18 protein-coding genes are annotated in these 18,758 nt (G+C 63.7%); 5 read left to right on the top strand and 13 right to left on the bottom strand.

Translation table 11 applies throughout. The annotated features are described in order from the left end of the window. Positions 1–40 precede the first annotated feature (40 nt). Positions 41–775 (top strand): SDR family oxidoreductase, encoded by a 735-nt coding sequence (locus tag ABDW57_RS11230; protein ID WP_343730283.1) that lies wholly within the window; start codon positions 41–43, stop codon positions 773–775. A gap of 82 nt (positions 776–857) precedes the next feature. Here ABDW57_RS11230 and ntrC read toward each other — a convergent pair whose 3' ends face one another. The 4 genes from ntrC to glnA form a co-directional block, all read right to left on the bottom strand. Further along, complete coding sequence (gene ntrC, locus ABDW57_RS11225; protein WP_343730282.1) at positions 858–2,375, bottom strand: nitrogen regulation protein NR(I); 1,518 nt, start codon at positions 2,373–2,375, stop codon at positions 858–860. Positions 2,376–2,391: 16 nt separating this feature from the next. Next, a complete protein-coding gene (gene glnL / locus ABDW57_RS11220; protein WP_343730281.1) occupies positions 2,392–3,504 on the bottom strand; it encodes a nitrogen regulation protein NR(II) in 1,113 nt (370 codons plus the stop codon). Beyond that, entirely contained in the window at positions 3,501–3,992 is a 492-nt protein-coding gene (locus ABDW57_RS11215; RefSeq protein ID WP_343730280.1) for a DUF4124 domain-containing protein, read from the bottom strand. The genes glnL and ABDW57_RS11215 overlap by 4 nt, the downstream gene beginning before the upstream one ends. 108 nt (positions 3,993–4,100) lie before the next feature. Continuing rightward, the gene (gene glnA, locus ABDW57_RS11210; RefSeq protein ID WP_343730279.1) at positions 4,101–5,516 is read right to left on the bottom strand and encodes a type I glutamate--ammonia ligase; all 1,416 of its coding nucleotides are present in this window, start codon (positions 5,514–5,516) and stop codon (positions 4,101–4,103) included. Between the two features lie 237 nt (positions 5,517–5,753). Here glnA and ABDW57_RS11205 point away from each other — a divergent pair, with 237 nt between their 5' ends. After that, positions 5,754–6,212 (top strand): rhodanese-like domain-containing protein, encoded by a 459-nt coding sequence (locus ABDW57_RS11205; protein ID WP_343730278.1) that lies wholly within the window; start codon positions 5,754–5,756, stop codon positions 6,210–6,212. Between the two features lie 16 nt (positions 6,213–6,228). Here ABDW57_RS11205 and ABDW57_RS11200 read toward each other — a convergent pair whose 3' ends face one another. The 7 genes from ABDW57_RS11200 to ABDW57_RS11170 form a co-directional block, all read right to left on the bottom strand. Then, positions 6,229–7,587, bottom strand: coding sequence for a TAXI family TRAP transporter solute-binding subunit (locus tag ABDW57_RS11200; RefSeq protein WP_343730277.1), 1,359 nt, complete (start codon positions 7,585–7,587; stop codon positions 6,229–6,231). Positions 7,588–7,681: 94 nt separating this feature from the next. Next, on the bottom strand, positions 7,682–10,816 hold the full coding sequence (locus ABDW57_RS11195; protein WP_343730276.1) for a transglycosylase domain-containing protein: 3,135 nt from the start codon (positions 10,814–10,816) through the stop codon (positions 7,682–7,684). A gap of 353 nt (positions 10,817–11,169) precedes the next feature. Then, positions 11,170–11,955 carry a molybdopterin-binding protein gene (locus ABDW57_RS11190; RefSeq protein ID WP_343730275.1) on the bottom strand — a complete coding sequence of 262 codons (786 nt, stop codon included), beginning with the start codon at positions 11,953–11,955 and terminating at the stop codon, positions 11,170–11,172. A 2-nt stretch (positions 11,956–11,957) separates the two neighbouring features. Beyond that, complete coding sequence (locus ABDW57_RS11185) at positions 11,958–12,770, bottom strand: EI24 domain-containing protein (protein WP_343730274.1); 813 nt, start codon at positions 12,768–12,770, stop codon at positions 11,958–11,960. Then, positions 12,770–13,750, bottom strand: a complete 981-nt coding sequence (locus tag ABDW57_RS11180; protein ID WP_343730273.1) for a sterol desaturase family protein — start codon at positions 13,748–13,750, stop codon at positions 12,770–12,772. The genes ABDW57_RS11185 and ABDW57_RS11180 overlap by 1 nt, the downstream gene beginning before the upstream one ends. Beyond that, positions 13,747–14,700, bottom strand: a complete 954-nt coding sequence (locus ABDW57_RS11175) for a polysaccharide deacetylase family protein (protein ID WP_343730272.1) — start codon at positions 14,698–14,700, stop codon at positions 13,747–13,749. Before ABDW57_RS11175 ends, ABDW57_RS11180 begins: the two co-directional genes overlap by 4 nt. Beyond that, a complete protein-coding gene (locus ABDW57_RS11170; RefSeq protein ID WP_343730271.1) occupies positions 14,700–15,662 on the bottom strand; it encodes a cytochrome D1 domain-containing protein in 963 nt (320 codons plus the stop codon). Before ABDW57_RS11170 ends, ABDW57_RS11175 begins: the two co-directional genes overlap by 1 nt. A gap of 96 nt (positions 15,663–15,758) precedes the next feature. On the opposite strand from ABDW57_RS11170, the gene ABDW57_RS11165 reads away from it, so the two are divergent. After that, positions 15,759–16,115 (top strand): FKBP-type peptidyl-prolyl cis-trans isomerase, encoded by a 357-nt coding sequence (locus ABDW57_RS11165; protein ID WP_343730270.1) that lies wholly within the window; start codon positions 15,759–15,761, stop codon positions 16,113–16,115. A 97-nt stretch (positions 16,116–16,212) separates the two neighbouring features. Here ABDW57_RS11165 and ABDW57_RS11160 read toward each other — a convergent pair whose 3' ends face one another. After that, on the bottom strand, positions 16,213–16,977 hold the full coding sequence (locus ABDW57_RS11160) for a hypothetical protein (protein WP_343730269.1): 765 nt from the start codon (positions 16,975–16,977) through the stop codon (positions 16,213–16,215). 187 nt (positions 16,978–17,164) lie between these two features. Between ABDW57_RS11160 and ABDW57_RS11155 the strand changes: the two genes are divergently transcribed. Together ABDW57_RS11155 and ABDW57_RS11150 are read left to right on the top strand one after the other, a co-directional pair. Then, the gene (locus ABDW57_RS11155) at positions 17,165–17,470 is read left to right on the top strand and encodes an HU family DNA-binding protein (RefSeq protein WP_343730338.1); all 306 of its coding nucleotides are present in this window, start codon (positions 17,165–17,167) and stop codon (positions 17,468–17,470) included. A gap of 159 nt (positions 17,471–17,629) precedes the next feature. After that, the gene (locus tag ABDW57_RS11150) at positions 17,630–17,881 is read left to right on the top strand and encodes an acyl-CoA-binding protein (RefSeq protein ID WP_343730268.1); all 252 of its coding nucleotides are present in this window, start codon (positions 17,630–17,632) and stop codon (positions 17,879–17,881) included. 27 nt (positions 17,882–17,908) lie between these two features. Here the strand turns inward: ABDW57_RS11150 and ABDW57_RS11145 are convergent, their stop codons facing one another. Then, on the bottom strand, positions 17,909–18,691 hold the full coding sequence (locus tag ABDW57_RS11145) for a PEP-CTERM sorting domain-containing protein (protein WP_343730267.1): 783 nt from the start codon (positions 18,689–18,691) through the stop codon (positions 17,909–17,911). Positions 18,692–18,758: the final 67 nt, after the last annotated feature.

Raw genomic sequence — 18,758 nt, 5'->3', positions numbered from 1 at the left:
GGCGCACTACAGTGGAGTCACACAACCCAAGGAGCTTTACATGAAAACGATTTTGATCACCGGCTGCTCGTCCGGCTTCGGCCTGGAGACCGCCCGTTATTTCCTCGAACGCGACTGGAACGTCATCGCGACGATGCGCACGCCCCGCGCCGATCTGCTGCCGGCCTCGCCACGCCTGCGCGTGCTGCCGCTGGATGTGAACGACGCGGGCAGCATCGCACGCCTGATCGAGGCAGCCGGACCGATTGACGTGCTGGTCAACAACGCCGGCATCGGCGCGCTGGGGGCGCTGGAAGGCATCGGCATGGCGACGGTGCGCGAGGTGTTCGAGACCAATGTGTTTGGCGCCATCGCCATGACGCAGGCGGTGCTGCCGCAGTTCCGCCAGCGCCGCGACGGCGTGGTCATCAACGTCACCTCCAGCGTGACCCTGAAGCCGCTGCCGCTGCTGTCGGTGTACACCGGCAGCAAGGCGGCGCTGAATGCGTTCACCGAATCACTGGCATTGGAACTGGCGCCGTTCAAGGTGCGCGCCCGGCTGGTGCTGCCGGGCCGGGCGCCTTCCACCAGCTTCGGCGCCAACGCGCGCGAGCGCCTGCAAACGCATGCAGCCTATGCGGAACTGACGCAAAGCGTGTTTGAAGGATGGGCGCAATCGAGCGACGCTGTCACCGAAGCGGGCGATGTGGCGGAGGCGATCTGGCGTGCGGCGACCGACCCGGCCAGCCCGATGCGCATCCCGGCCGGCGCGGACGCGGTGGCGCTGGCCGCGTAACGCCTGCGGCACAGTTCACCCCGCACTGCGGCACGCAGGGTCGGCCCCGGTGGGTCCGGCCCCTATCGTCCGGGGCTGACGCTCAATCGTCCTTGGCGCCGTCGATGCCCAGCTCGGCGATCTTGCGGGTGATGGTGTTGCGGCCGATGCCAAGGCGCACCGCCGCGTCATTCTTGCGGCCATGCGTGTGCTTGAGCGCGGTGCGGATCAGGGCCGACTCGAACTGCCGGCCCAGCACCGCCATCACTTCCTGCTGGCCGCCGCTGAGCATGCTGGCGGCCTGGGTTTCCAGCAACGCCAGCCAGGCATCCGGCCCGCCCGCCGCGCCGCCGCCCGCTTCCGGCACGGCCACCGGCGTCACCGTGCCGTGATGCTGCTGCACGCTGTAGCTTTCCACCGGCGCCGGCGCGGCCGCCGGCGCCATGCCGCCGGCAGCGGCGCTGCCCTGCTCCTGCGACAGTTCCAGCGGCAAATCCTTGATCTCCACTGTCTGTCCCGGCGCCATCACAGTGATCCAGTTGCACAGGTTTTCCAGCTGGCGCACATTGCCCGGCAACTCCAGGCTGCACAGAAATTGCAGCGCGGCGTCGCTCATGCGCTTGGCTTCCACGCCCAGTTGCTTGGCACTTTGCACCAGGAAGTGGCGCACCAAAATAGGGATATCCTCGCGCCGCTCCCTCAAACTGGGCAAACGCAGGCGTATCACGTTCAAACGGTGGAACAAGTCTTCCCGGAACAAGCCGTCGCGCACGCGCTGCTCCAGATTTTGGTGCGTGGCCGTAATCACGCGTACATTGGCCTTCAGCGGCTGGTGGCCGCCGACGCGGTAGAAGTGGCCGTCCGACAGCACGCGCAGCAGGCGCGTCTGCAAATCAAACGGCATGTCGCCGATCTCGTCGAGGAACAGCGTGCCGTTCTCGGCCTGTTCGAAACGGCCGCGGCGCGTGGTCTGGGCGCCGGTAAAGGCGCCGCGTTCATGGCCGAACAGTTCCGACTCCAGCAGATCCTTGGGAATCGCCGCCGTGTTGAGCGCAATGAAAGGCTGGGCCGCGCGCGGCGAGTGCTTGTGCAGCGCGCGCGCCACCAGCTCCTTGCCGGAACCGGATTCGCCGGTGATCAGCACCGTCACGTTCGATTGCGACAGGCGGCCGATGGCGCGGAACACTTCCTGCATGGCCGGCGCCTGGCCGAGGATTTCCGGCGTTTCGGCCGGTCCCGATTCGACGCTGGTCTCGCGCAGGCTCTCTTCAAGCGCGCGGCGGATCAGCTCAACGGCCTTGTCGATGTCGAACGGCTTGGCCAGGTATTCAAAGGCGCCGCCCTGGAATGCCGCCACGGCGGAATCGAGGTCGGAGAACGCCGTGATGATGATGACCGGCAGGCCCGGGAAGCGCGACTTCACCAGCTGCAGCAGGTCGAGGCCGGAGTCGCCCGGCATGCGGATGTCGGACACCAGCACCTGCGGCGTCTCGTACTCCAGCGCGGCGATCGCGTCACGCGCGTTGGCAAAACTTTTGGTCGCCAGGTTTTCCCTGGCCAATGCTTTTTCCAGTACCCAGCGGATCGATTCGTCGTCGTCTACTATCCAGATTGGCTTCATGTGTTTGTGTGCATTCCTAAGGCAACGGCAACAGGATACGGAAATCCGTAAATCCAGGCCGGCTCTCGCACTCGATCACGCCCATGTGCTGCTGCACGAAGGTCTGTGCCAGGGTCAAGCCCAGGCCACTGCCTCCCTCCCTGCCCGATACCAAGGGGTAGAAGATGCGGTCACGGATCTGCGGTGCGATACCCGGTCCATTGTCAATGATATGCAAGTCTAATGCCAGCCCGTAGCGGACCTTGGCCAGAGTGACCTGACGCGCCACCCGGGTCTTGAAAACAATCTGCGCGGCGCCCGCGTCGATCTGCGCCGACAGCGCCTGCGCGGCGTTGTGCGCGATGTTGAGCACGGTCTGGATCAGCTGCTCCTTGTCGCCGCGGAACTCCGGAATCGAGGCGTCGTAATCGCGCAGGATGGTCAGGCCGGACGGGAATTCCGCCAGCATCAGGCTGCGCACGCGCTCCAGCACTTCGTGGATGTTGACGTCGCCAACGATGTGCGGCCGGCGGTGCGGCGCCAGCAGGCGGTCCACCAGCGTCTGCAGGCGGTCCGCCTCCTTGATGATGACCTGGGTGTATTCGCGCAGCTGCACCGCGTGCGCGCCCGGCAGTTCCATTTCCAGCAGCTGGGCGGCGCCGCGGATGCCGCCCAGCGGATTCTTGATCTCGTGCGCCAGGTTGCGGATCAGCTCCTTGTTGACCTGGCTCTGGTCAAGGATGCGTTCCTCGCGGTCCAGCTTGAGGTGCTGCTGGTTTTCGCGCAGTTCGATCAACACCCCGCCCAGCGGCTCTTCCACCACCGACACAATGCTGTGCACATGCAGCGGCTCGCGGCCGGCGCGCTCCAGCGTCAGGTCCTGGCGCAGGTCGGAAAACTTGTGTTCGCGCGCCTGCGCGCAGATGTTGTCCAGCTCGTCCGGGTTGAGGAATTGTGCGCTCAGGGTCTGGCGCGACAGCGCCTTGAGCGAGCTTTCCAGCAGGTTTTCGGCGGCGGCGTTGGCGTAGGCAATGCGGCCTTCGCTGTCCAGCAGCACCACAGCCGAGGCCAGCAGTTCCAGCCCGGCCAGCGCGGGCGGGCGGTGGATGGCGGCGGCCGCGCGGGCGGCAATATGACTGACTAGGCTCATCGGATATTCGCGATCTCACGTTTCAAGGCATCGACATTTTTCTCCGAGCGGCTGATGCTGTCGCGCATGGCGGCCACCCGTTCCTGGTACTTCGCGTAGTTGCGTTCGTCGCCGCGCCGTTCCGGCTCGCCGTTGTTGAACTCGCGGCGCAGCTCACTCAGTTTCTGCAACTCGTTCTTCAGCTCCTCTTCGAGGATGCCGCGGCGGTCATCGTCGCGCGCGCGCTGCTCGGCGCTGTCGACGCGCGGGAAGCTGCCGGGCGTGGCCAGCGGCGCCGGCTGCGCATTGCGCGGCGATGGCGCCACCCGGCGCGGCGGCGCCGGCACCGTCATGCCGGGCAGGTCCATCAGCTTGCAATAGCTGCCGCGGTTGATGTCGGTGAATTCCACGCTGCCGCCGGGCGGCTGGCACTTGTAAATCTGCCCGTGCGCGGCGCCGGCCAAGGCCAGCAGCGCCAGCAACATACTCAGTTTGCAACTCGTTGTCATTCGTAATCCGTGGGTGGAAAGCATCCATCCCGAATATACAGCATCCAAATAAAAACGCGGGGAAAGCGCCGCTCGCCCCGCGTTTCTTGCTACCTCACCGGCAGGTGATTACAGCGAGTAGTACATGTCGAACTCAGCAGGGTGAGTGGTCATGCGCATACGTTGCACGTCTTGCATCTTCAGTTCGATGTAAGCGTCGATCATGGAGTCGGTGAACACGCCGCCACGGGTCAGGAACTCGCGGTCTTTGTTCAGGTTGTCCAGTGCTTCTTCCAGCGAAGCGCACACGGTCGGGATCAGTGCATCTTCTTCCGGCGGCAGGTGGTACAGGTCTTTCGACGCCGCTTCGCCCGGGTGGATCTTGTTCTGGATACCGTCCAGACCAGCCATCAGCAGTGCAGCGAAGCACAGGTACACGTTCGCCAGCGGGTCTGGGAAGCGGGTTTCGATACGACGGCCTTTTGGATTGGCCACGTGTGGAATACGGATCGAAGCCGAACGGTTCTTGGCCGAGTAAGCCAGTTTCACTGGCGCTTCAAAGCCTGGCACCAGACGCTTGTACGAGTTGGTGCCTGGGTTGGTGATGGCGTTCAAGGCCTTGGCGTGCTTGATCACACCGCCGATGTAGTACAGCGCGGTTTCCGACAGGCCGGCATAGCCGTCGCCGGCGAACAGGTTGACGCCGTCTTTCCAGATCGACTGGTGCACGTGCATGCCCGAACCGTTGTCGCCAACGATAGGCTTCGGCATGAAGGTGGCGGTTTTGCCGTAGCTGTGGGCCACGTTCCACACCACGTATTTCAGGTTCTGGGTCCAGTCGGCGCGCTCAACCAGGGTCGAGAACTTGGTGCCGATTTCGTTCTGGCCGGCGCCAGCCACTTCGTGGTGGTGCACTTCCACCGGGATGCCCAGCGATTCCAGGATCAGGCACATTTCCGAACGCATGTCCTGGAAGCTGTCCACTGGTGGCACTGGGAAGTAGCCGCCCTTGACGGTTGGACGGTGGCCGCTGTTGCCGCCTTCGATTTCCTTGTCGGTCGACCACGAAGCTTCGTCGGAGTCCACTTTGACGAAGCAGCCGGACATGTCGATCTTCCAGCGCACGCTGTCGAAGATGAAGAATTCTGGTTCCGGGCCGAAGTAGGCGGTGTCGCCGATGCCCGACGATTTCAGGTAGGCTTCCGCGCGCTTGGCGATGGAGCGCGGGTCGCGGTCGTAGCCTTTGCCGTCCGCAGGCTCGATCACGTCGCACTGCATGAACAGGGTGGTCTCTTCCATGAATGGGTCGATGCGCGCGGTGTTTGGATCCGGCAGCAGAATCATGTCCGATGCTTCAATACCTTTCCAGCCGGCGATCGAGGAACCGTCGAAAGCGTGACCCGATTCGAACTTGTCGATGTCGAACGCCGACACAGGCACGGTCACGTGCTGCTCTTTACCACGGGTATCTGCGAAACGGAAATCAACGAATTTGACTTCGTTTTCCTGGACCATTTTCAAAACTTCTGCGGCCGTAATTGCCATGCGTATCTCCTAAAGGGAATATGTGGAACTCGTGATGCTATGGTAAGCAGTATCCGTGCCAGCCTGAAACGCATTACAACAGATCAATCGCGCACTTAATTGGTGCGTTTCCTGCATTTTGCACCTTATGAGTGCATTTTAGGATTTTTTCTGAAAAGCGCATGGTTTTGGTGCATCGGCGTAGCGTACTCGCGCGGACGCCATATAATAAACTCAAACTTATTTCCGGAACACCTTATGAGCAAAATAGATGAGATTCTTGCCCTCGCCCGCAGCCGCCGCAAGGACTGGGCCTATGAGGGCGCGGTGACGCCTGCGGAAGCCTATGAATTGCTGAGCCTGGAGAACGCGGTCAAGCTGGTCGATGTGCGCACCAATGCCGAGCGGGACTGGGTGGGCCGGGTGGCCATCCCGGAGGCCCAACATGGTGCGGTGCAATGGAATGTGTATCCGGGCGGCATCGCCAACCATGCGTTTATCGAGCAATTGAACTCGGTGGCGCGCAAGGACCAGGTGATTTTATTCCTGTGCCGCTCCGGCGTGCGCTCGCGTGGTGCAGCCACCCTGGCCAGCGAGCATGGCTACCAGCACTGCTACGACATCCTGGAAGGCTTTGAGGGCGACAAGGACGAGCGCGGCCACCGCAAGAACGTCAACGGCTGGTGCCACGCCGGCCTGCCCTGGATCGGCGCCTGAGCGCCGGCATGACGGGTTAAACGGGCGCGGCTTCGGTGGTGGTTGCCTCGCCCATCAGGAACTGGATGCGCTTGCGCACGAACTGGATGTGGCTGCGCAAGCCATACAAGCCATCGGCAAACGACAGCGGAATCGATACCTGATTCACCAGCTCCTCGATCTCGTTGAGGCGCTTGAGCTGTTCCTCGTACACCTGCATGCGCGTCGCTTCCGGCGCCTCCTCCACCTTCTGCTCCACCGCCCGCAGCTGGCCATACCAGCGGTACACGCGCGAGCGGATGCGCCACACGTACAGCGGCGGGATCACCTTCGACAACGGCAGAATCAGCGCGCCCAGCGCCACCACCAGCACCCACATGCGGTCGAAGAAATTGGCCAGCCAGAAGGTCATGTAGCGCTGCAGGAAGGGCGGACCGCTCTTGTAGAACTTGGCCGCTTCCGGATCGACCGGAATCTCGGTGTACTTGGCGGACGGGAACTGGCCCTGCTGCTGGAACCAGCCGGCGCCGCCATGGATGCCGGACGCCGCCTGCACGAACAAATCCACCAGCGCCGGGTGCAAGTCCTCGCGCCCCACCAGGGTGGCGGTCGGCGCGATCAGGTTGTAATCCCCGGCCGGCAGGTTGCGGCCCAGGTCGACAATCCCCTGCGGCAGCACCACATGGGTCAGGAACGGCAGCTTGCGTGAATACGCTTCGGCCTGGTTGAAGTCGAACAGCCTGATGCCAGGCGTCTGCAGCAGCATCTGGATCAGCGGCGCTTCCGGCGCCGAGGTGAACACCAGGCCGTCGATGCGGCCTTCCAGCAACTCCACGGTGGCGGGCGTATTGGCCAGCGAAAAGCGCTCAACTTCGCCCTTCTCCACGCCATTCAATTCCAGGATCTGGCGGAACAGGCGCGGCGAGCCGGCGCCTTTGGGACCGTAATTGATCTTCTTGCCGCGCAACTGCGTCAGCTGGGTGATAGGCGGCTTGCCCTTTTCTTCGCGCAGGAACAGCCACAGCGGCTCGACAAACAGGCTGCCCAGCGAGGACAGGCCTTCGCGCTCGGCGGCTTCCTCGTTGGTGGAACCGCTCTGCACGAAAGCGATATCGACCTTGCCTTCCTTCAGATTGCGCAGGTTTTCGCTGGAACCGGCCGACGGCACCATGGTGACCTTGACGCCATGCCTGGCCAGCGCGGCCGCGTATTTCTTGCCGAAATCTTCGTAGGCCGAGTTTTCCTGGCCGGTGCCCAGCCGCACGGTGCGCGGCGGCGCCGGGTCCACCAGCCAGTAAGCCAGCAGGCAGACGCCGACGATCAGCAATACGGTGGGGGCGGAGGCAACGATCAGGTCACGAATCGAAAATTGCGTGAACTTGAGTATCTTGGACATGTGATGGCGCATAGGTTTCATGGGCTCACACCTTGCCAAGAAATCAGCAACTATGCAAGAGTATCCGTCGCGCCCGCGCGGGCGGGGGCGACGATTATCCGCCGCAGGCCCGCAGCGCTGGCGTGGCGGCTGCCGGGGCCGCGCCGCCGGTGCGCAGCACCACCGGCGGTGGCGGCGCAGCCGCTTTAGGCGCGGCGTTCGGCTCGATCAGCGGCATCAGGCTCGGCGCCAGCACCACCAGCAGCTGCACCGGCAGCGCGCTGGTGAAGTCATAGTGCTTGGACTCCGGCCCATGCACATAAGCCGTCATCGAGCCAAAGAAGCGCTCGCCAATATTGAACACGAACGTGGCCGAGCGGTTCACATAGCGCGACTCGATCAGCCGCCCGCCGCCGCCATACACATCAAAGCGCTGGTCGCCGGTGCCGGTCTTGCCGCCCACCGGAATGATGCTGCCGTCCGCCGACACAAACGCCGCCTTGACCCGCTTGGCCGTGCCGTCCGACACCACGCCGCGGATCGCATCGGCCACCACGCGCGCCACCTCCGGCGCCAGCACCTGCTCATTGGTGGTTGGCGGCGCCTTGGTCACCAGCGTTTCATACGGCGTGCCCTTGGCGAAGTGCAGCGAGGTCACGCGTTGCGAACTCTTGCGCACGCCGCCGTTGACGATAATCCCCATCATCTCCGCCAGCGCGGCCGGCCGGTCGGCCGAGGCGCCCAGCGTGGTTGCATACGACGGCACCAGCGAGTCGAACGGATAGCCCATCTTCTTCCACTGCTTGTGGATTTCCATGAAGCCTTCCATCTCCAGCAGGCCGGCGATGCGCTTGTCCTGCGCATGCTTGCGGTGGGTCTTGAACAGCCACTGGTAGACCTCCTGGCGCTCCTTCTCGCTGGCGCTGATCATTTCCGACAGGGTGGCGCCCGGATGCACGCGCTGGTATGCGGCCATCCACAACTCCAGCGGATGCACGCTGGCCAGGTAGCCGCGGTCGGCCAGCGACCAGTTTTCCATCGCGTACTGCTCGTACAGCTTGGCGGCGCGCTCGTCCGACACCTCGTTCTGCGATGGCAGGTTGTCCTTCAGGAAGGCCGAGAATTGCTCCAGCGTTGCCCTCGGATACAGCGTGCGGTGGATGACCGCCAGCCGCACCGGCGTGCTGCGGATATTCGCCAGCAGGATCTTGTCGAACTCCTCCTTCGGCTTGCCCTTGTACTTGGCATAGAAGCGCACCATGAATTCCTTGCCTTCCTTGTCGGCAAAGCGCGCCAGGTAGCCGGCGCGGCGCGGATCGTCGGCGTCGGCCAGCAGCGAGGCGGACGAGCCGGGCGACTGGAACATGTAGAACTTGGCCACGTCGCGCATCAGGCGCACGAACACCAGGTTGGTGGAACGGCGCAGCGCTTCGGTCACGGTCAGAATCTTGCCGTTGTCTTCCTTGGAGAAGTTGCCGAAGTAATGCAGGCCGCCGCCGGTGAAGAAGCCCTCGCCCGGGTTGCCGGAATACTTGCGCTCCATGGCCGCGTTCAGCATCGGCGTCAGCGCGCGCTTGTCGGGATCGACTGGCAGCGCCTTGAAGTACTCGATCGCCCATTGCGACAAACGGTCCTGCGGATCGACCCTGACCTGGCCCAGCGCCGCCGCATCCATGCCGCTGTACTTCTTGTGCAGCTGGTCCATGATGTCCAGGTAGGTGATCAAGGTGCGCAGCTTGGCGGTCGAGCCCAGGTCCAGCTTGGCGCCTTCGTTGATGTCCAGCGGCTGGTCGTAATTATCGGTCTGCAGGCGCAGCAGGTTGTTCTGCTCGCCCTTCTCCAGCAAGGTGAAGCTGTACACCACCTTGGCCGGATCGCCATTGCCCAGCATGCCCTTGCCGGTCAGGCCGGCGGCCGCGGCCTTTTCCGGATCGTGCAGGTCTTGCAGCACTTGCGTGACGGCGAACTGCGCCTGCGCATCCAGCGTGCTGACCACGCTCAGGTCCAGGCGGTCCAGGTTGTACATGCGGTTGTCGCCCAGCAGATTGGCCAGGTGGTTGCGGATCGCATTGGTGGCCTTGCGGCTGACAAAGGTCTGCGGCGGCGCCGACTGCAGGCCATTGCCGGTGGCCGGATGCAGCACCTGCTTCAGGCCCATGTCGCGCATGGCCGGCGTGATGGCGCCGTCATTGGCCAGGATGCGCAGGTGGCTGTTGGCCAGCACTTCCAGGTCGGCGGCGCCGTCGCCCAGGTAGTAGCTGGGGCGGCGCTGCGCAATCATCAGGCTCAGCGCTTCCTTGAAGACCAGCGCAGTTTCCGGGTCCGGGTTGTCCAGTTTGCCGGTGAGGCGGCGATTGACGTCGTCGAACTGGCGGCCATACCACACCCACATGCCATCGCCGATGCCGTTCACCTCGCCGTAACCAGGCTTGGCCGAGAGCGGCACTGTGTTCAGGTATTCCAGCACGATGCGGCGGCGCGCCTTGGTGGTGTCCGGGCCGTCCTGGTAGGAACGCAGGCTGGCCGACACCATCTGCTGCAGCTTGTCGGTCATCGAGCCGGTGCGGCCTTCCGGCGAGTGCCGATATTTCTCGATCTGCGTGGCCAGCGTGCTGCCGCCGGCCGCGCGGTGGCCGCCCGCCACGGCGCTCACGCTTTTCTCCAGCACCGCCTTGCCGAGCCGGTCCCACTCCACCGCCGGATTGCGCTTCGGATAGGTGTTATCCAGCAGCTCGCGGTTCTCGATGAACAGCAGGCTGTTAATCAGCGCCATCGGCGCCTGCTCGAACCTGGTGTAGATGCGCTCCGGATAGCTGGCGGCAAACAGTTCCTGCGCGCGGCAATCAAGGATGGTCAGGCCGGTCTTGGTCTTTTCGCGGTAGGTGGCAAACACGCCCATGTCGGCCAGCTCGGCCATCTTGGGCGAGATGCGCGCCTGCGCCGCGATCTGGTAATCACGCGCGCTCAGCTTGCTCAAATAATCCGGCATGCTGGCGTAGCCGAGGCGCTCGTCATACGGGCTGTCGTGCGGGAAGCGGATCGACTTGCTGGGTCCCTTCTCCACCTTGTAGGTCATCTTGCTGGCCAGGTCGCTGAACACGCGCGCCTGCATGGACGAGGTCAGCGTTTCGCGGTAGCCCCAGTACACGGTGAACGACACGCCGATCAGCAGCACCAGCAGCAAGGCATTGCGCGAGCGCTTGCTCTTTCCCGGCGTGCCGCCATCTTCCGGCGGCAAGGGCGGGTCCATTTGCGCCTGCGCCAGATGGGCTTCGGTTTGTTCGGGAGTAGGAGACGGCACCACGCTGAGGTGGCGCTTACGGCGGTAACCAAATGCCGCCGCGCCTGCGCGCAATTTGCGCACTGCGCGGACAACGAGACGGGGCCGGCGGAAACGACGATTGCTTAACATATGATTCAGACCGGTCGATGTTTCAGTAGAACTTACTCACTGCACTTGCTAGCTTCCATTGCACCACATCACAGCGCCGCCAACCGGAGCGGACGCAGAATAATTTTATCGCGCCGTTCTTTTTTCGCAAAAAAACAACGGCGTTCTACCGTAAGGTGGAACGCCGCCGGTCCTGGTGATTACAACGCGCACTATATGTTGCTGAACTCTACATTGAGCTTGCGCAGCTCGTCGCACAATTGCCGGAAAGCGGTGGCTGTCTGCACCGGCTCGCCCTTGACGCCCAGCTCGATGTGACGGCGCGTGTTGGCATCGCCCACGCTGGGCAGGCTGAACACCTTGACGCGCGGGTACTGCTGCTCGATCGCCACCATCAGCGGCGTCAGCGCCGACTCGGCGGCCTCGTACACCAGCACCGACTGCTCCATGCGCGGCTCGCGGTTGAACAGGTCGGCGTAGTGATGGTCCAGCACCCATTCCAGCATCGGCCACGCCATCACCGGGAAGCCGGGCACAAAGTAATGCTTGTGCAGCGCGAAGCCAGCGATGTTGTTGTACGGGTTGGGGATCAGGACCGCGCCTTGCGCAAACTCGGCCATCTTCAGGCGGTGCAGGTTTTCAGCCGAGTTGAGGTCGGCGGTCTGGCCGGCCTCCTGCGCCATTTGCACGATGCGCTGCTGGATGTTGCGCTTGCCCTGCTCGTGCAGCACCAGCGGCAGCCCCAGCGCGTCAGCCGCGGCCTGGCGCGTGTGGTCGTCCGGGGTGGCGCCGATGCCGCCGCAGCAGAACACGATGTCGTCGCTGGCAAAGGTGCGCTTCAGGGTGGCGGTAATGCGCTGCGGGTCGTCCGGCAGCACCTCGGCCCAGCCCAGCTGCAGGCCGCGCGCCGCCAGCATTTGCACCACCTTGGGAAAGTGCTGGTCGACGCGCCGGCCGGACAGGATTTCGTCGCCAATAATGATCAGTCCGATTGCCATGCCTACTCCTTAGAAATGACTTCCTGCGCGCGCAACTGCGCCAGCGCTTCCATGCAATAGTACGCGAACCACAGGCCGGTGAAGATAAACACCAGCACATACAGCCAGATCGACACCGCCGCCAGGAACGGGAACAACACCACCGCCGTCACGCCGCCCAGCCAGATGGCGCCCGGCAACGCGCCGGCCGCCCCCGACACCACGCCGATGATCAGCAGGCGCCAGCGGTGCTCGCGCAGGATCTGGCGGCGCTCCTCGCCGCTGGCGTAGTCGGCCAGGGTGTCGTACACCATCACGCGGCAGGTCAACCAGCCCCACAGCAGCGCCTGCACCGCCACCGCCAGCGGCGGGAACATGTACAGCGGCAGCGTCAGTATCCACAAGCCCATGAAGATCAGCATGCCGCCCAGCGCCACGCCCACGCTGCCCAGGATGGAGCCGCCTTTGCGCTGCTCCAGCTGCGGATAGTGGCGCAGGCCGACGTGGCGGCCGATCACCGGCATCGCCACCACGCCGATGAAAATCAGCGCGGTCAATATCATCAGCGGCAGCAGGCCCAGCATGGCGATCAGCGGCACCACCACCGCCGTCAGCGTGCCCAGGCCAACGCTGCGCAGCCAGCTGGTGCTGGTGGCGAACAGATTGTGTTCGGTGAACAGCGCATGCAAGGCGTCGACCAGCGGCTGCAGGTAAAAATACAGCAGCAGCGCCCAGACGCCCAGCGCCAGCAAGAACGGCGCCACGCTCATCAGCAGCAGCTTGCCATGCCACTGCGACAGGAAAGCGCGGCTCCACGCGCGCAGTACCTTCACCATCAGACCACCTCCTTGCGTGCATATTCCACCATGCGTTTCAGTCCCAGCCATTGCTGTGCCCAGAAGCCGCGCCCGTACTGGCGGCCCGGCGTCCCGTCCGCGCCGGGCAGCTGGTCGCGGATGCCGGTGGCGGCAAATGCCGGCGTGAAGTTGGCGGTGCGGAACAGGATATCCCACACCGGCAGCAGCACGGCGAAGTTGCAACCGCCCAGCTTGCCATCCTGGCTCTCATGCCCGCTGCCGATCGCGTGGTGCATGCGGTGGTAGCGCGGCGACACCAGCAGGCGCTCGCCGAGCCAGCCAAAGTGAATCCGCACGTTGGCGTGCTGCAGGCTTTGCAGGATGCGCGACACCGACACCGGCAGCACATACTGCGACGGCTCGACGCCGATGCCCAGCGCGATCACGCCCATGTAAACATCGCGCAGCAGATCGTCCAGCAGGTGGTTGCGGTTGTCGCTCCACAGGTTCATGTTTTGCTGGCTGTGGTGCAGGCCGTGCAGCGCCCACCACCAGTTGAACTGGTGCGAGGCGCGGTGATACCAGTAATCAAAGAAATCCAGCACCACGAAGTACACGAAGAACGCCGCCAGCGGGCTGATGCCCGGCCACAGCGCTTCCAGGTTGAATGGATGGAAGCCGTCAAAGCGCAGCGCGCCGGCCACGCCGTCCAGCAGGGGATCGAGGGTGAAGAAGATCAGCACTGAGAAAATCCCCACGCGGTGCAGCACGGTGTACAGGAAGTCGTTCCAGCGGGCGCGCGGGTCGGTGATTGTTTGCGCCGGGATCATCGATTCCAGCGGCCGCAGCACCAGGAACAGCAGCGCCAGTTCCAGCACGCCGATCAGCAGCCACTCGGTGCCTTCAAAGGCGTCTTCGACAAACTCGCCCAGGCCCAGCTGGAACACCAGCGGCTGGACGACGGTTTCAAACAACCAGCCTTGGGCCAGGCCCAGCCAGTCGGAGAGTAATGCGCTCATTGTTTAAACCTGGACAGATAATCAGGGTGCTCGCGCAAGGTGGCGAAGCACATGTTTTTTTGCTCCAGCCCGCTGATCAGCGGTTCGAGGTTGGCCGGCGCCCACGCGTCCTTGCGCGACCAGATGCCCATGTGGATCAGCACGACGTCGCCGCCGCGCAGCTCGCGCAGCAGCTTGTTCAGCAGCACCGGGTTCGGGTAAGCCGAGCTGGATAGCTCATCACCGGAGAAGCCGGCCGGCGACCAGCCGGCATGCGCATAGCCGCAGGCCTTGCCCATCTCCAGCAGGCGCGGCGAGGTGCGGCCGGCCGGCGCGCGCCAGATCGGATCGAGGTGCTTGCCGGTCAGTTCGACAAAGCGCTGGTCGACGCGCTGGATTTGTTCGCAGTATTGCCTGGCGCTCAGACTGATCTGCTTGCCGGCGTTGTCGCCAAAGCCGGGCTTGACCACCACCGTACCGTCGGCGCCATCTTTGGCGTAGACCGCGTGGTCGAAGGTGTGCGAGCCGATGGCGTGCCCTTCCGCCACGCGCGCCTTCCAGTAGGCCGACCACGACGGATCGAGCGCATAGTCGCCACGCACGGTTTTCTCGTTGGCCAGGAAGAAGGTGGCTTTGATCTGGTGGCGGTTCAGCGTATCGGCAATCAGTTCGGCCTGCGACTGGCTGCCGGTGTCGAAGGTCAGGTAGATGGTGCCTTTGCAGCGCTTCGGGACGGACGCGGGCACGGCGGCCGGGGCTGTCGCGGCGCCAGGCGCGGCCGCCATGCCGGCTGCGCGCGCCTCGGCGGCGCGGCGTGCCGGGCCGTTGCGTTCACGCGCCTGCGCGTTGGCGGCGCGTGCGGCGGCGTTCACATCACGCGCGCCATCGTTGACAGACTTGGCGGGCTCGGCTGCCTGCGCAGCCGGCGTCACCGCCAGCGCCAACAGGGTCAGGGCGGCGGCGGCGCGCATCAGCGTTGCGCGGAGTTAAAGAAGAACACGCCGTGCGGCGAGCGGCCCACCGGAATGGTCTTGATGACCTTGCGCGCCTTGAGGTCGATCACGGCCACCTTCTTGATCCAGCGCAGCGTCACCCACATGGTCTTGCCATCGTCCGTCACTTCCATGCAGTCGGGGCCGCCTGGCACGTTGATCTGGCCGACGTTTTCCAATGTTTTCTGATCAATGATGTTAATCGAATTGGAAACACGGTTGGAGACATAGGTATAGCGGCCGTCGCCGGCCGAGCGGAAGTTGTGCGCGCCCATGCCGGTCTTGATGCGCTTGACCGTTTTCTGCGCCTTCCAGTCGATCACCTCGACATAATCGCTGCCCATGATGCCGACCAGCAGGTACTTGTCGTCCGGCGTCATGGCGATGCCCGCCGGCAGCTTGCCGACCGGCAGGGTCCACTTCAGGGTTTGCGTGTTCAGGTCGATGGCGCTGACTTCGTCGCTGCCCTGCTGGGTGATGAACACCATATTGCTGGCGGCGTTGAAGGCCATGTGGCTGGGCAGCTTGGGCAACGGGATACGCTTGGCCAGCGTCATGTTGGCGCCGTCGTATTTGTACAAATCGACGCGATCGAGGCGCAGCGAATTCGACACAAACCACTTCTGGTCCGGCGAAAAGCCGATCTGATAGGGATCGAGGATGTTCTTGACGGTGCGCTGCGGCTGGCCGGTTTTCGGATCCAGGAAGATCAGCTCATTGCCGACCGAGCTGGCCACGATCAGCGACTTGTTGTCCGGCGTGGCCATCAGGTGATGCGGCTCCTTGCCCACCGGCAGCGTGGACAAGTCCTTGTAGGTCGCCTGGTCCAGCAGTTGCACGGTGGCGTCGCGCGAATTCAGGACCACCACCACATTGGCTTGCGCGGCCGACATGGCCAGCACGGCACAGGAAAGGACGATACGGCGGAAACTACGGAGCATGAAGAACATCGCTTAAGAGGCAAAACCCCATTCTACGTGCAAACCTGTGCCCCTGCTACAATTCGGGCCTGTGTTTAACGAATAGAAGGAATCATCATGTCCACCATTACCACCCCTTCGGGCCTGCAATACATCGAACTGACCGTGGGCGACGGCGCCGAAGCCAAGGCGGGCCAGAACGTCACCGTGCACTACACCGGCTGGCTGCAAAACGACGACGGCAGCAAAGGCCCGAAATTCGATTCGAGCAAAGACCGCAACGATCCGTTTGAATTCGCGCTGGGCGCCGGCATGGTGATCCGCGGCTGGGACGAAGGCGTGCAAGGCATGAAGATCGGCGGCACCCGCCAGCTGATCATCCCGGCGGACCTGGGCTACGGCTCGCGCGGCGCCGGCGGCGTGATTCCGCCCAACGCCACCCTGATCTTCGACGTCGAACTGCTGGGCGTCTGATAAAGCGGGCGAGCGCCACGAGCGCTCGCAGCCAGGCGTGGCGCCGAAGACAGTGCGATTGCACGGCGAGGCGCCACAACGACGCGGCGGCCGCCCGCTAGCGCTGCCAGTTGCGGCGCAGCGCTTCCAGCTCCGCCCGCGTGTCGAGCATGCCGCCGACGATGCGCTGGTCGATCGCTTCCAGCAGCGCCGTCGGCATCTCCGTTCCCGCCATCCGGTAATTGCCCATTGCAGGCAAAGGCCGCGCATGCTGCACCAGCACCGGGATCCGCCACTCCTCGTTGGCGCGGCAGGCAATGCCGACCAGATCCTGCGCCCCGCCCACCAGCGTGAAGCTGCGGCAGTACGTGCCCTCGTTGGATAAAAAGCTCAGGCCGACCCGCACCTCGCCGTCGGACGGCGCGGCGCCGCCCAGCTGCTGGCTGAGCGCCGCGGCCAGCCGGCCCTGCGCCAGCAGCAGGCCGTTGCGGTTGGCCACCTCGGTCGGCGGCGACGCAGGCGCGCCGAACCAGTCCGGCTGCCAGCGCGCCAGGCCGAACTTGCCGGCCGCCAGCCCCAGCACCATCACCAAGGCCAGCGCGCTCCATTCCAGCCAGCCCCAGTGCCGGCGCGCAGCCTTGCGCGCCGCCTGCTGCGTGGCCAGGCGCTGCGCCCGCACCGTGGCCAGCTGCACCACATTGGCGCCATAGCCGGCGCGGTTGCGCCGGTCCAGATACACGTCTTCATCGCGCGCGGCGCGCAGCCGCGCCACCCGGTGCGCCAGAGTCCGGTCCAGACGCATGGCGGCCTCGACCTCCAGACGCGTCGCCTCGTCGAGTTCGCCATCGGCGTATGCCATCAGTGTTTCGTCTGAAAAGCTCATGGTTCCCGTCCTCTACGCATTCCATCATAAACCTTTTTTTCACCGGATGCGGATTTGCGGAAAACGCGTAAGCCCTTTAAATACAAGGCCTTATTTGCGCTGCAGCGCAGCGAGACAGCAAATATAAGGCGCGCTTCGTAGAGAAACCATTACATTTGACAATATTTATGCTAATCTGCGCGCTCCAATAACCAAGGAGGTAGTAATGAAAAAAGGCGAACTGATTGCAGAATTTGCGAAACGCACCGAGCTGTCCGCTGCTGCCGCCAACGGCGCAGTGAACACTCTGATCGCCATCATCACTGAGCGTCTGAAAAAAGGCGACTCGGTCGGCATCACCGGCTTCGGCACCTTCTCCGTAGCCAAACGCGCTGCACGTAAAGGCCGCAATCCTGCAACCGGCGAAGCGATCAAGATCGCGGCGTCGAAAACCCCGAAATTCTCGGCTGGCGCCACCCTGAAATCGGCTGTCAACCCGACGAAGAAGAAGTAATTCTTCCGGTGTTTTAACCGCGTGTCCGCGAGGGCATCGGAAGACGGCGGCACATGCGGGTTCACACCCGGCATGGCCGCCGTTTTGTTTTGGAGCCCGCCCTCTAGCGGCTACGGTTTATGATGGCGCGGTCATCATCCAACAACCAAGGAGCGCGGTATGAGTTTGCAAGAACAGTTTGATCAGGCCCAGGCGGACTCGAAGAATCTGCCGGAACGTCCGGACAACATGACCCTGCTGAAGATTTACGCCCTGTTCAAGCAGGCGTCCAGCGGCGACGTCACGGGCGAGCGTCCGGGCATGACCGACTTCGTCGGCCGCGCCAAGTACGATGCGTGGGCTGAGCTGAAAGGCAAAAGCCAGGACGAAGCCAAGCAGCTGTACATCGACCTGATCGAAGAACTGAAGTGATAAAAAAAGGCCCTTGCGGGCCTTTGTTCATTTTGCCTGGCGGCGGCGACCGGCAAAACCGACGATGCCCAGGCCGGCCAGCAGCATGGCATAGGTTGCCGGTTCCGGCACCGCGCTGATCAGGCTGAACGACGTGATGCGCTGGTCGGCGTCGGTGCCGCCGGTGCCGCCGGTGAAGCCGACATACATGGTGCTGCCAAACTTGTCGCTCAGGTTGACGATCTTGGCATCGCTGACCGCGTACGCGGTGTTGGTGCTGTTGTCGAGGAAGGTGCCGGTCATGCTCAGTTCATGGGTGACGGCGTTGTAGCTGACAGTCTGGGTGCCGCTCACATTGTTCGACGCGCCCAGGTTGAACGGCGCGTCCTTCAGGCCCTGCACCACGCCGTTGGTGCTCAGGCCATAGTCATTCTTATTCCACGACAGGATCACCGAACCCACGGCGCTCGCGCCCTGGCCGCCCAGATTCCAGTAGCCGACATCGCCGCCGCCCACGCCCAGCGCCGAGCTGCCGATGTTCTGGAACGCCAGCGCGATACCGTCCGCCATCTTGCCGCTGTCATTGCCTTTCAGCGAGAACGAGAAGGTGGTGCTGAACGACTGGGTGGTCGAGATAGCCTGGGTCAGCCAGCCGGCGCCAGCCACACCCGACGGGTGCGACACATCGGTCGCCTGCGTCAGCTGCAGCTGACCGTTGACGATTTGCGCGCTGCCCGCCACGTTCAGCGTGGTCAGATCGATCACGGCAGCCGAGGCCGGCAGGGCGAAAGCGGCGGCAACAACGGCGGAGATGGCAAGCATGGCGCGCATGGGGTGTCCTTAAATAGTCAGAGCGTGATTAGAAAAAATGCATCAATAGCCAGGCATTATACCGACG

The sequence above is a fragment of the Duganella sp. genome (assembly GCF_039595735.1).
GTDB lineage: Bacteria > Pseudomonadota > Gammaproteobacteria > Burkholderiales > Burkholderiaceae_D > Rugamonas.
The sequence above is the reverse complement of the archived record's forward strand: the minus strand, read 5'-3'. Positions and strand labels throughout refer to the sequence as shown.

Excerpts from the sequence above, each read along its gene's own strand:
- ntrC (WP_343730282.1), bottom strand. The coding sequence starts at position 2,375 with ATGAAGCCAATCTGGATAGTAGACGACGACGAATCGATCCGCTGGGTA.
- ABDW57_RS11205 (WP_343730278.1), top strand. The coding sequence starts at position 5,754 with ATGAGCAAAATAGATGAGATTCTTGCCCTCGCCCGCAGCCGCCGCAAG.
- glnL (WP_343730281.1), bottom strand. The coding sequence starts at position 3,504 with ATGAGCCTAGTCAGTCATATTGCCGCCCGCGCGGCCGCCGCCATCCAC.
- ABDW57_RS11230 (WP_343730283.1), top strand. The coding sequence starts at position 41 with ATGAAAACGATTTTGATCACCGGCTGCTCGTCCGGCTTCGGCCTGGAG.
- ABDW57_RS11195 (WP_343730276.1), bottom strand. The coding sequence starts at position 10,816 with ATGGACCCGCCCTTGCCGCCGGAAGATGGCGGCACGCCGGGAAAGAGC.
- ABDW57_RS11175 (WP_343730272.1), bottom strand. The coding sequence starts at position 14,700 with ATGCGCGCCGCCGCCGCCCTGACCCTGTTGGCGCTGGCGGTGACGCCG.
- ABDW57_RS11180 (WP_343730273.1), bottom strand. The coding sequence starts at position 13,750 with ATGAGCGCATTACTCTCCGACTGGCTGGGCCTGGCCCAAGGCTGGTTG.
- ABDW57_RS11185 (WP_343730274.1), bottom strand. The coding sequence starts at position 12,770 with ATGGTGAAGGTACTGCGCGCGTGGAGCCGCGCTTTCCTGTCGCAGTGG.
- ABDW57_RS11145 (WP_343730267.1), bottom strand. The coding sequence starts at position 18,691 with ATGCGCGCCATGCTTGCCATCTCCGCCGTTGTTGCCGCCGCTTTCGCC.
- ABDW57_RS11160 (WP_343730269.1), bottom strand. The coding sequence starts at position 16,977 with ATGAGCTTTTCAGACGAAACACTGATGGCATACGCCGATGGCGAACTC.
- ABDW57_RS11215 (WP_343730280.1), bottom strand. The coding sequence starts at position 3,992 with ATGACAACGAGTTGCAAACTGAGTATGTTGCTGGCGCTGCTGGCCTTG.
- glnA (WP_343730279.1), bottom strand. The coding sequence starts at position 5,516 with ATGGCAATTACGGCCGCAGAAGTTTTGAAAATGGTCCAGGAAAACGAA.
- ABDW57_RS11150 (WP_343730268.1), top strand. The coding sequence starts at position 17,630 with ATGAGTTTGCAAGAACAGTTTGATCAGGCCCAGGCGGACTCGAAGAAT.
- ABDW57_RS11200 (WP_343730277.1), bottom strand. The coding sequence starts at position 7,587 with ATGTCCAAGATACTCAAGTTCACGCAATTTTCGATTCGTGACCTGATC.
- ABDW57_RS11170 (WP_343730271.1), bottom strand. The coding sequence starts at position 15,662 with ATGCTCCGTAGTTTCCGCCGTATCGTCCTTTCCTGTGCCGTGCTGGCC.
- ABDW57_RS11165 (WP_343730270.1), top strand. The coding sequence starts at position 15,759 with ATGTCCACCATTACCACCCCTTCGGGCCTGCAATACATCGAACTGACC.
- ABDW57_RS11190 (WP_343730275.1), bottom strand. The coding sequence starts at position 11,955 with ATGGCAATCGGACTGATCATTATTGGCGACGAAATCCTGTCCGGCCGG.